The sequence below is a fragment of the Psychrobacter sp. Arc29 genome, assembly GCF_041431175.1.
GTDB lineage: Bacteria > Pseudomonadota > Gammaproteobacteria > Pseudomonadales > Moraxellaceae > Psychrobacter.
On sequence record NZ_JASMRR010000004.1, the window covers coordinates 332,621 to 343,291 of the forward strand.

7 protein-coding genes are annotated in these 10,671 nt (G+C 45.0%); 3 read left to right on the top strand and 4 right to left on the bottom strand.

The features are described 5' to 3' along the window. Positions 1 to 26 precede the first annotated feature (26 nt). Genes QO189_RS08020 through QO189_RS08030 form a run of 3 tightly spaced genes read right to left on the bottom strand, consistent with a single transcriptional unit; the run spans position 27 to position 2,940 of the window. A complete protein-coding gene (locus QO189_RS08020; protein ID WP_371532313.1) occupies positions 27 to 1,568 on the bottom strand; it encodes an ATP-binding protein in 1,542 nt (513 codons plus the stop codon). Positions 1,569 to 1,628: 60 nt separating this feature from the next. Continuing rightward, the gene (locus QO189_RS08025; protein WP_371532314.1) at positions 1,629 to 2,300 is read right to left on the bottom strand and encodes a response regulator; all 672 of its coding nucleotides are present in this window, start codon (positions 2,298 to 2,300) and stop codon (positions 1,629 to 1,631) included. A 40-nt stretch (positions 2,301 to 2,340) separates the two neighbouring features. Continuing rightward, on the bottom strand, positions 2,341 to 2,940 hold the full coding sequence (locus QO189_RS08030; RefSeq protein ID WP_371532315.1) for a cytochrome b/b6 domain-containing protein: 600 nt from the start codon (positions 2,938 to 2,940) through the stop codon (positions 2,341 to 2,343). A 567-nt stretch (positions 2,941 to 3,507) separates the two neighbouring features. On the opposite strand from QO189_RS08030, the gene QO189_RS08035 reads away from it, so the two are divergent. After that, positions 3,508 to 5,274, top strand: coding sequence for a multidrug ABC transporter permease/ATP-binding protein (locus tag QO189_RS08035; protein WP_371532316.1), 1,767 nt, complete (start codon positions 3,508 to 3,510; stop codon positions 5,272 to 5,274). A 105-nt stretch (positions 5,275 to 5,379) separates the two neighbouring features. On the opposite strand, the gene QO189_RS08040 is transcribed toward QO189_RS08035, so the two are convergent. Further along, positions 5,380 to 6,882 (bottom strand): PepSY-associated TM helix domain-containing protein, encoded by a 1,503-nt coding sequence (locus QO189_RS08040; RefSeq protein ID WP_371532317.1) that lies wholly within the window; start codon positions 6,880 to 6,882, stop codon positions 5,380 to 5,382. Between the two features lie 372 nt (positions 6,883 to 7,254). Between QO189_RS08040 and QO189_RS08045 the strand changes: the two genes are divergently transcribed. Together QO189_RS08045 and QO189_RS08050 are read left to right on the top strand one after the other, a co-directional pair. Then, positions 7,255 to 9,528 carry a TonB-dependent siderophore receptor gene (locus QO189_RS08045; RefSeq protein WP_371532318.1) on the top strand — a complete coding sequence of 758 codons (2,274 nt, stop codon included), beginning with the start codon at positions 7,255 to 7,257 and terminating at the stop codon, positions 9,526 to 9,528. A gap of 186 nt (positions 9,529 to 9,714) precedes the next feature. Then, positions 9,715 to 10,461: a siderophore-interacting protein gene (locus tag QO189_RS08050; protein ID WP_371532319.1), complete on the top strand. Its 747-nt coding sequence runs from the start codon at positions 9,715 to 9,717 to the stop codon at positions 10,459 to 10,461. The last annotated feature ends 210 nt before the right edge of the window (positions 10,462 to 10,671 follow it).

The window sequence follows — 10,671 nt, forward strand, 5'->3', positions numbered from 1 at the left end:
AGCTTAAGACAGTATGTTTTAATTTTTTATAACGGTTTTGAGAGTGCGTTTTTACTTTTAACTGTTACCACAAAGCCTGTTTCTGGTTGAGGGCGGTTGGCAAATGCTAAAGTGAGGTTGTGCAGATCGGCAATTCGATTGGCGATTGACAGTCCTAGCCCACTACCTATTTGGGTTTGACCGGCTGGACGATAGAAGCGTTCGCTCAGGCGCGCTAGCTGCTCTGGATCTGCGCCCAGGCCATTGTCCACCACTTTGATACTATCAGTATCTAACTGCAGTTCGATCTGGCAGCCCTCTGGGCAATAGCGAATGGCATTGTCTAGTAGGTTGCGGATTAATAGCTTAAACAACACTGGATTGATCAGAATGGGTAAAATATCGGCAGGATTATCGCAGTGTACGGTACGTTTTAATTGGATGTGTTTTTCACGAGCTAAACGGTTGACGTCACTCAGCACAGTATCGGTGAGCATCAGCCAGTCTGGACGTTCTAATTGCTCAGGAGGCAACTGCTGTTGCGGCTCTATTTTGGCTAAAACCAATAACTGATCGACCAAATGGGTGGCGCGCTCAATACCATCGCTGATTTTTAGCGTGTGATAAAACAGTTGATTGTCGTTTTCTATACCCGACAGCTGTAATAGCTGCTGCTGCAAAAGATCGGCTTGTAGTTTGAGCGCAGCCAGTGGGCTACGCAGCTCATGAGAGGCATCAGCGGTAAAGCGTTGTTCACGTGCCAAAGTATCTGCCACTTTAACAAACAACACGTTTAAAGCGGTCACTAAAGGCTGAATCTCTTGTGGGACGTCTGCTGTGATCGGACGATCGTCTTGTGGCTTGCGCTGTTCTACCTCAGAGCTAATCTGACTTAATGGCATCAGTCCGTGTCTTATCAATCCGATAGTCAAGATCATTAAGGAAAGCAGCCCAATTAACATCGGCAGTACTTGTACAGACATCGCTTCCACAATCATTTCTCGGCGAGAATCAAGATTTTGACCAATGGCAATCACACGCCCTTCATGCATATCATCGCTATGATAGTCGTCGTGCGCATAAAATAACCGCCAACGTTTGCTAAAGGGGTTAAGACGCTGATAAGCAGAGTTGTCCTCTTCCACAAAACCACGCTGATCTGGTAGGAAAGAAAACGACTGTCCGTTTTCATCAGCCATTAATAGTCGGCCCTCTTTATCCCAAATCGCAAAGCCCATATAGTCATCTTCCGCATCACCAAGATCACCTGACAGCTCTTTGCTTTTTAAATTGTATATTTTGGCAGCATGTTCGCTCTTCTGATTATGATGACTGTCGTCATCGTCTTCTTGATCACTATTCTCTGAATCTACAGTTTTTGGACTCCCGTCTTTTGAATCCATCTCTTTTGGATCACTGTCATCAGCAGAGATGCCCATCAAGTAACGAACCACTTGCGTGATTTGTGTGTCATTCATCTCATTGATTTCGTGCCACAACCGCCAAGCAATAAAGCTCGACGTGACAAGCCATAGCAAAGGCAGACCAATGAGTAAGGAGATGAACAGTCGCTGCTGGATACTTTTCATAAGCTCACGTGTTGCTCATATATGGTTTGTATATTGAAAGCCAAATTGACTATAAATGTATTAATGGTTATGTGCTGGATTGAGATAGTAGCCGATGCCGCGTTTGGTTAAAATAAAATCATTGCCCAACTTTTTGCGTAAATGATGGATATGTACTTCAATGGCATTGCTCTCAATATCCTGTTGCCAGCCATAGAGCTTGTCCTCTAAACTTGCGCGGCTATGAATCTGCTTGGGATGGGTCAGCATTTGCTCGAGTATCGCCACTTCTTTGATGGTCAGCTCAACGACTTGCCCTTGATAAGTAACTTGGTGATTGTGCGGCCAATAAGCGACGTCGCCATAACGAATCTCAGGCTGGCTACGTCCCTGACTGCGCCGTATCAATGCTTGCAGGCGAGCAACCACTTCGTCTAGTGCAAATGGCTTGACCAGATAATCATCGGCGCCCGCATTGAGTCCAGCCACACGGTTGGCAATCGCATCACGGGCGGTAATGATCAATACCGGCGTGTCTAAGTGTTTGTATCGCCAGTTTTGTAGCACCGTCATGCCATCACCTCTGGGCAAGGTCAGATCAAGGAGCACCGCGTCAAACATATCCTCTTGCAGTGCCATCTCACCTTGCTTGGCATCACTAAACCAATCGACCATCATGCCATGGCTTTTTAGGCCAACAACGAGGCCTTCAGCGATATTGTTATCGTCTTCTATTAATAGTATGCGTGCCATGAGTGTCCTATTAGGTTATGTACTCTATTGTCTTTTTTTATTATGGGCGGCGTGTCGTCACCGTTTTGTTACCCGTTATCATCGACTTGATGAGGTTTTGCCGCTCCCAATAGCTCATGGCAATCGCAGAGATAATATGCAGCGGCACTAGCAAGTATAAACTATTGGCCAGTATTCCATGGATTTCTTCAAGGATATCTTTACTACCAAAAATTTTGGCTTCCATCAGATAACCACTCATGCCCAATCCTATAATCACGCCCCATAACGCAAACATCATGATAGCAGCCAGTGGATTATGACCCAAATGCTGCTCATCTGTACGGCGAATACTCAAATCAGATAAGTGATGTTTAATACGAGACGGCGTGGGGAAAAAGTCACTGAAACGTGCATAACGTGTACCCACAAATCCCCAAAGTAGACGGATAATCACTAACCCTACCACGGTATAACCGACATATTGATGCAGCTCACTGCCTTCTTCGGTAAACAACAAGTTGGCAGTGATACCAGCCGCCACTGTCCAGTGAGTCACTCTGACCAAAATATTCCAAACTCGTACTTGTCGAGTTTTAGGAGCATTTGATAATGATATATCAGGCTCGTGCATCGGATTGATTGTACTGTTCTGGGTCATGGCCGTCACTCCTTTAATGGTTCGTTTGTTTTTGACGAGATGATTGCTAAATATCGAATCTAGGCAAGATACCGCTATTAGACTCGGCATCACATCGTCTGCTCTACCGCTATTACAACAAACGAACCTTAAGAGGAGCTTAGGAAACTAAGAAATTGAAATTTAAAGTAGTGAATAATCTACCTCAGCATTCGTAGATATTGGAGGCGCCGTTTAAAAAGAAAAATTGAGCAAACAAGGCCGCTTTTGGCAAAATAAATAACGCACTTAAAACTTTAACCTGAAAATATATTTAGCATTGACTCCGTAATAATATTGATAATGAAAATGATTATCAATACAATAGGGATTTAACCGTGCGCTGGAAACATTCATGCAACCCTCTCGCTTATATTCTGCTTTATTTCGTCTTAACCTTTTCATGATCTCTCGCTTTTCAACCTCGTTAAAGTCATTGAGTTTATCTGGTCTGTCTGCATCCGTCTTGCTATTAGAAGTTATAAACACGCTTTAGGGCTACCTATGCCCTTTTATGCTATCAAACATTCATACTATTACTGAGTCACTATGTCCTCTCGTGCCAGCGTTTCTCTACACCATATGATTTGGGCACAGTATCGTCTGCCCTTTCTAAAAGTCATCTTGCTCAACTTAGTCAATGCTGCCGTCAGTGTGGGTATCATTGCTTATATCAATCAAACCTTTATCAGTCAGCCCGTGTTCAATACCTTATCGTGGTCGAGCTTAGGGCAGTTTGCTCTGCTCGTGCTGCTATTGCTCGTGACTACCTTTGTATCGCAATATGCACTCACCCGTTTGGGGCACAAGTTTGTCTATGAGCTCAGAACCAAGCTGGTCAAACAAATCATCGATACCACCGTCCCGCAGATAGACCATTTGGGTAGTGCACGGTTACTTGCAAGTCTATCTTCAGATATTCAATCTATTACCGTCGCCTTTGTGCGGATGCCAGAGTTGGTACAAGGCGTTATCTTGTCTTTTGGTGTGGGGTTATATCTGGGCTGGCTGTCGCTACCATTACTGCTGATTGTCATGTTTTGGATTGCGATGACGATTTGGATCAGCACTATTTTGGTCAAGCATGTGTATCACCATCTAAGAGCCATCAGAGACATCAACGATGCACTGTATCAAGACTATCAATCGATCATAGATGGTCGCAAAGAGCTGGCGTTAAACCATCACCGCGCCGAACAAATATACACGCATGATTTTTTAGATCATGCAAAATCATACAAAGAGCGCGTCATCAAATCAGACACGTATCATTTATCAGCCGTGAACTGGTCTAACATTATGATGTTCGCCGCGATTGGTGTGATATTTGCCGTGTCAAATTATCTCGGCATCTCGATGGGCATCGCCACCACTTTTTCTTTAACGATTCTATTTATGCAGTCACCGTTGCTCCATGCCGTCGGTGCTTATCCAACACTACAAACGGCTCAAGTCGCCTTAGACAAAATACAGTCGCTAGCACTGGCTGAGTACCAACCTTTATTTAGAACGGACAACACCAGTCAACACTGGCAAACCATCTCGCTAACTGATGTTAACTATCGCTACAATGTTTCCAATAACAGTGTTTCGAATAACAATGCTAGTAATAGCAGTGTCAGTAATAACAGCGATATCGATGCTCAGACATTAATAGCCAAAGACAGCGATCGCTCTGGTAATATTTTAAAAGACGTCAATCTAACGCTACAACGAGGCGATGTGGTGTTTCTGATCGGGGCGAATGGTAGCGGCAAATCGACACTTGCCAAGATTGTCACAGGCATTTTCACCCCTACCACAGGTGCGGTAACTATCGACAAACAGCCCGTTGATTCACAGAATAATGCTGATTATAGACAGCTATATTCTGCCATTTTTAGCGATCAGCATATTTTTAAGCAATTGATTGGCAGACAAGGACAGCAGCCAGACGAAGCACTAGTCAATGCGTGGCTGCATAAGTTGAACTTGCAAGACAAAATAAGTGTGGTTAATAACCAGCTGTCTACCGATAAGCTATCGCAAGGACAACGCAAACGCTTGGCCATGCTTATCGCGGTCGCTGAACAAAAAGATATCTTGCTACTCGATGAGTGGGCCGCGGACCAAGATCCTGCGTTTCGCCGCGTTTTTTATCAGACTCTGATACCTGAGCTAAAAGCGCTGGGGAAAACGCTATTTATTATCAGTCATGATGACGGTTACTTTGAGCACGCTGACCGGTTACTGCTAATGAAACAAGGCCGCCTCATTGAGCTCAATGCTGAAGAGCGACAGCGTGCCAGTAAAGATGCCATTGCCATGTTGGCGTAAGTGTTCGCTTAGTACAGAGTCAACCACAGGTAATAACAGAAGCGGGGCATCTCTTAACAAGATGCCCCGCTTTTTTAGATAAGAATAACTTTTTGCACTATTTATTTATTTTAATAATCTCTGCAAAAACCCAACGCGAGAAATCACCAAAAAGTCTAATAGCGCAATAATTACAATCGCAATAATGGCGGTTGGGAATATGATAGCCACTGCCAATAAAGGAATAGCGAGCGGCCACCAAACGGTAAAATGCTGCCCACGTGCTGGCGGGTTGAGGCCGCGGCTCTCACTGGCATGACGCGGACGACGCTGCCACCACATGACATAGCCACTCACACACATGGCAATCACTGACAGACAAAACAGCACATTGGCCAGTAAGCTCCACCAGCCGAGCGTACCCATATGTAGCGTGAGACCTGCCGCCATAAACTTACCAAAGGCATTGTAATCATCATAGCGTATATCCGCCAAGATATTGCCCGAATAGCGGTCGATATGTACCGTGCGATCAGCAGTTGGGCTCTTCATATCATAGCTCATGGAGTCTTGGCTCAGCGTCCAAACGCCAGTGCTGCCTTGGGGCAGATTTAATTGATAACGCCCGTTAAACCCAATTTCATGAGCAAATCGATCTACGGTATCAATCATAATGGGTATATTAGGCGCAATACCATCCTTCCCCATAGTCGTGCCAGATACGGGCATCGGTGTCAATTCGAGCACCCAAGGAACCTCTTTGGCGGTGCCCGAGTTCAAGACACTGCCATGCGTAGGTACGACAGCGGGCGTCGATCCATGAACGTGCGGCGCAGCATTGGCGTTGTCCATATCCATACCCGCATGGTGCTGGCTGTGGTCGATAGAGACAGGCACTGGTGCCACGCCCCATTTCCCTGCAGGAAACTGACTCCATGCTTGCACGACTCTCTCGCCCCATACACCTGCCCACGCCATACCTGATATACAAAAAAACAGCAGCAACACAGATATCCAGCTACCGAGTGATCCATGAATCATGCGGATAAATGAGCGTTTTTTCTTATTAGGCGTAGTGTCATTAGGAATAAGCATAGCTTTGATTGATCTGCGTTTTTGCCACCATAGATACCAGCCAGACAATATCAGCAAAATCGTTAATGAAGCAGCCGTCTCTAACAGATAATCACCAAATTTACCCAATAGCAAATCACTATGAATATTGTCAAAGGTATAGTACAGATTGCTATTGGCAGGACGACTATCAACAATATCGGCTGTATAAGGGTTCACTGCCACCATATTGTCATGATCTACTGACTTGATCTGAAACAAGGCAACCGTATCCGTATCACGCGGTGCAATATATTTTATCAGTGTGCTGTCAGGTAGCGTGCTTAGCGCGTTTTTTGCTTGCGTCGCGATAGGAGCCTGAACCGTCGACTCTGGTATAGCGACAGTTAGACGGTCATTATCACGGCCTGCGGTGTTGGACATGAACAGCATACCGAGGGCGGTACACGCTAAAATAATTAAAAAAGGCGCGACAAACATTCCTGCATAAAAATGCCAGCGCCATACCGTAAAATAGCGTTGGTTGTTGGTAGATTGACGTATGGGTTCGTTCATAAATATGACCTTTAGCAACTCTGATGGCTCGATAAACAACATAGATCTATCAATAGCGGTATTTAACAGTACTTACTTATTTACTTACGCTCAGATATACGCGAGCATGATACGAGAAAAGTCATTTAAACACCATCGGTCATGACACTAATTATCATTTTATATAGCATTATTAATCTTAAGCTACTGTTTTTATAAATATTAATTATCCCAGCTATCTGTTACCTCTAACCACTCAGTACAGCTCTTGCTAAGCAGCAGTCTCTCTAAAAGCGCTTTATTTGTAAAATTTAAATGATAATTATTATCATTAATGTTATTATTCCTTTTCTTTTGCTTTTGACACTCAATAACAACTCACGAGGAAATATAATGCGCTTTGTCTCAACGTCTAGATTTGGTCGTCAAAAACGTTTAACGCTAGCAGTGCAACTGGGCTTAGCAATGGGTCTAAGTCACTCGGCTTATGCTGAAAATATATTGAATAGCCTCAAAAATAACAGCGCAGACAACATTGAAGCCAATATCGGCCATAGCATTGATACCAGCACTGAAAGCGCGCTTAAGAACGATAAAGCTGAGGACAATGAGACTACTGAGATTGCTGGGCCATCAGCTACCTTGGATACGATTACCGTTTATTCAGATGGCTATCGCAGTACTGGCACCAAAACTGCATTGGACCCAGACGATGCGCCAATGAGCTATACCAGAATCGATCAAGACTTATTGCAAAAACGCCAAGCAGATAGTGTCAATGCGGCTCTACGTTATGAGCCAGGCGTGAGCACTGAAAGCCGCGGCACAGTATCTATCTTTGATGAGTACAACATTCGTGGATTTAAAACCTACTCAAATTTTTATGATGGACTCAGACTGCCCTACGATGGCGCTTGGAATCTGATGCCACAAGTCGATGTTTATGCGACTGAAGCGGTCGAAGTGGTGAAAGGGCCAGCGTCCTCGCTATACGGCTATGCAGCACCGGGCGGCATGGTTAACCAAGTCGCCAAAGCCCCTAAGAGCACTCAAGAAAATGAAGTACAGCTACGACTGGGTAATCAAAATCTAAAAGAAGTGGCTGTCGATAGCACAGGCCCTATCACAGATACGCTGAACTATCGGTTGGTGGCGTTGAAGCGACAAAAAGATGGTCAGATGCAGACCACAGAAGAAGAGCGATTGTTGATTAACCCGTCGCTTGCGTGGCAGGCGACTGATGATGTGTCTGTACTTGCTAACCTCTTTTATCAAGACGATCCAGAAATGGTGCCCTCTACCCCATTACCTGCTGTCGGCACCGTCTACAAGGCAAGCTATGGCAAATTGAGTAGTGATGCCTATGCAGGCGATAAGTGGAATCGCTTTAGTAAAGAAGTATTCATGCCAAGTGTCACCGTCAACTGGGACATCAATGATCAGTTGACCTTTAAACACATCACGCGCTATACCGATGCCGAAGCGCAGCAACGCAATATGTATAATAGAGGGTTTGTAGAAGGTAGTGACACGGTTCTCAATCGCGTCGCCTATACCACTGATGAGAACATGAATAACTGGACCACGGACAACCAACTGGCCTATACATTCGATACTGCCAATACCTCACATAATCTATTGTTTGGTGCTGAGTATCAAGAGACAGATAGCAATGCGGTTTATTATGATGCGGGCGCAAATGGTACGCCAAACCTTGACCTGTCTAATCCAGACTTCTCACAGATAAATACGGCTACGCTACCGCTGGATACCTATCGGCAGACACAAGATATCGAACAAAGCCAGCTTGGATTCTATGTGCAAGACGAAATGAAATGGCAAGATTTGACCGTTGTCGCCGGACTGCGTCACGATAACTTCGAGAGTACGACTAAGCAAACTGACGCCTCTCAAGGTGCCGTTTATAATAATGAGACGTTTGGTAATGATGCGTCAGAGACCAGCGACCGTCTCGCTGCGATCTATGATTTTGACAATGGCTTATCACCATTTTTTAGCTATTCAGAGTCATTCCAACCCGTTGTTGGTAGCAACTTTATTACCAATAAACCGTTTGAACCTAGCACTGCAGATCAGCTCGAAGCTGGTGTCAAATATCTATCACCAGACCGTGCGACTAAAGGAACGCTTGCCGTATTCGATATCACACAGAAAAATGTCGTCGTAACCAACCCCGCTGACTATCGACAGAAAGTTCAAACGGGTGAGATTGAGTCAAAAGGCGTTGAGATATCAGGCAGCCATATGCTCAATGACTGGGTAGATCTCGCGGCAAGCTACAGCTACACCGATGCTGAAATTACCGAAGATGAGTTCAACCCTGATGTGGTCGGCAACACCCCTGCCCAAACGGCCAAGCACAAAGCCACGCTATGGGCCGACTACTATGCGACAGACAAGCTCACTCTCAATGCTGGCATTCGCTACGAAGACGGCATACAGATTGACAGGCAAAACTCAGATGAGCTGCCAAGCGTGACGTTGGTCGATATTGGCGGTAATTATCAAATCAACCCCATGCTCGCTGTCAGCGCGAGTATCAACAATCTGTTTGATAAGACCTATGTTGGTGCTTGTTATGATACCGAGAACTGCTGGATGGGGCCTGAGCGTCAAATGTCGGTCAGCTTAAAAGCCAGTTTTTAAACTTGATTTTTTAAACTTAACAAGACGGTTATTAATAAAATCATCCAATTTCTAGAACCATTTTTACCCATACATTTTTAAGATAGTCGATCATCAAAGCAATATGCTAGCCTTATAAGCTATCAGGCGACAATAAACCATGCTTTGAGCACTATCGTTACATGCTACAAAAGAAGGACATAGCAAATGGCAAAACCTACCCCTAGATTACTCGATGTTATCGGTAGCAAATACCTCACCCCAAATATGTGCCGCGTCACGCTTGGCGGGGCTGGACTGATTGATTTCCCCGTAGATCAAGAAAGCGCCTATATCAAACTGATGTTTCCTCAAGGTGAGGATGCTCGGCCATTGGTCCGCACCTATACCGTCAGCGTTCAGCGTGATGATGAGATAGATGTTGATTTTGCATTACATGAGGCTGCAGGCCCTGCATCAACGTGGGCACGTAATGCTCAAGCTGGTGATCAAGTATTGGTAGGCGGTCCTGGTCCAAAAAAACTCATCAACAATGACGCCGATTGGTTTTTGTTAGTCGGTGATATGACAGCGCTACCAGCGATCACGGTCAATCTGGCACAATTGCCTGCAGATGCTCGCGGCTATGCTGTGCTTGAGGTGACGACTGAGGCAGACCAGCAATCACTCAAAAAACCAGATAACGTTGAGATTCACTGGGTGGTCAACAACCATCCAAATGCAGACAGCAGCCCGTTACTTGACGGCGTCAAATCATTGACTTGGCTTGAAGGACAGCCTGCGGTTTGGGCGGCTTGTGAGTTCCATAGTATGCGTGTATTACGTCAATACTTCAAAGTGGAGCGCGACGTACCAAAGACGCATTTATATGTGTCTAGTTATTGGAAAGTCGATAGCACAGAGGATCAGCATAAAGTGGTGAAGCGCGATGACGCGCAAACGGCAGATCAATAAATACAGATTGTACATTCAAAAAAAGGCGTAGTTCATATGAACTACGCCTTTTTTATACATCATCATTTATTATGCTTCGACGACTTTTACTTCTTTTTGCACCCGACTAATCGTCACCCCCGTAAAGCCAAATAGCAGTGTTAATAGCAATGACAAATAACAAAAGAACGCATAGGGCAAATACTCTAATACCGGCACCCCTAACGCCTG

What these genes read in the sequence shown, in the direction of transcription:
- QO189_RS08020 (WP_371532313.1), bottom strand. Translation starts at nt 1,568, where the DNA reads ATGAAAAGTATCCAGCAGCGACTGTTCATCTCCTTACTCATTGGTCTG.
- QO189_RS08025 (WP_371532314.1), bottom strand. Translation starts at nt 2,300, where the DNA reads ATGGCACGCATACTATTAATAGAAGACGATAACAATATCGCTGAAGGC.
- QO189_RS08030 (WP_371532315.1), bottom strand. Translation starts at nt 2,940, where the DNA reads ATGACCCAGAACAGTACAATCAATCCGATGCACGAGCCTGATATATCA.
- QO189_RS08035 (WP_371532316.1), top strand. Translation starts at nt 3,508, where the DNA reads ATGTCCTCTCGTGCCAGCGTTTCTCTACACCATATGATTTGGGCACAG.
- QO189_RS08040 (WP_371532317.1), bottom strand. Translation starts at nt 6,882, where the DNA reads ATGAACGAACCCATACGTCAATCTACCAACAACCAACGCTATTTTACG.
- QO189_RS08045 (WP_371532318.1), top strand. Translation starts at nt 7,255, where the DNA reads ATGCGCTTTGTCTCAACGTCTAGATTTGGTCGTCAAAAACGTTTAACG.
- QO189_RS08050 (WP_371532319.1), top strand. Translation starts at nt 9,715, where the DNA reads ATGGCAAAACCTACCCCTAGATTACTCGATGTTATCGGTAGCAAATAC.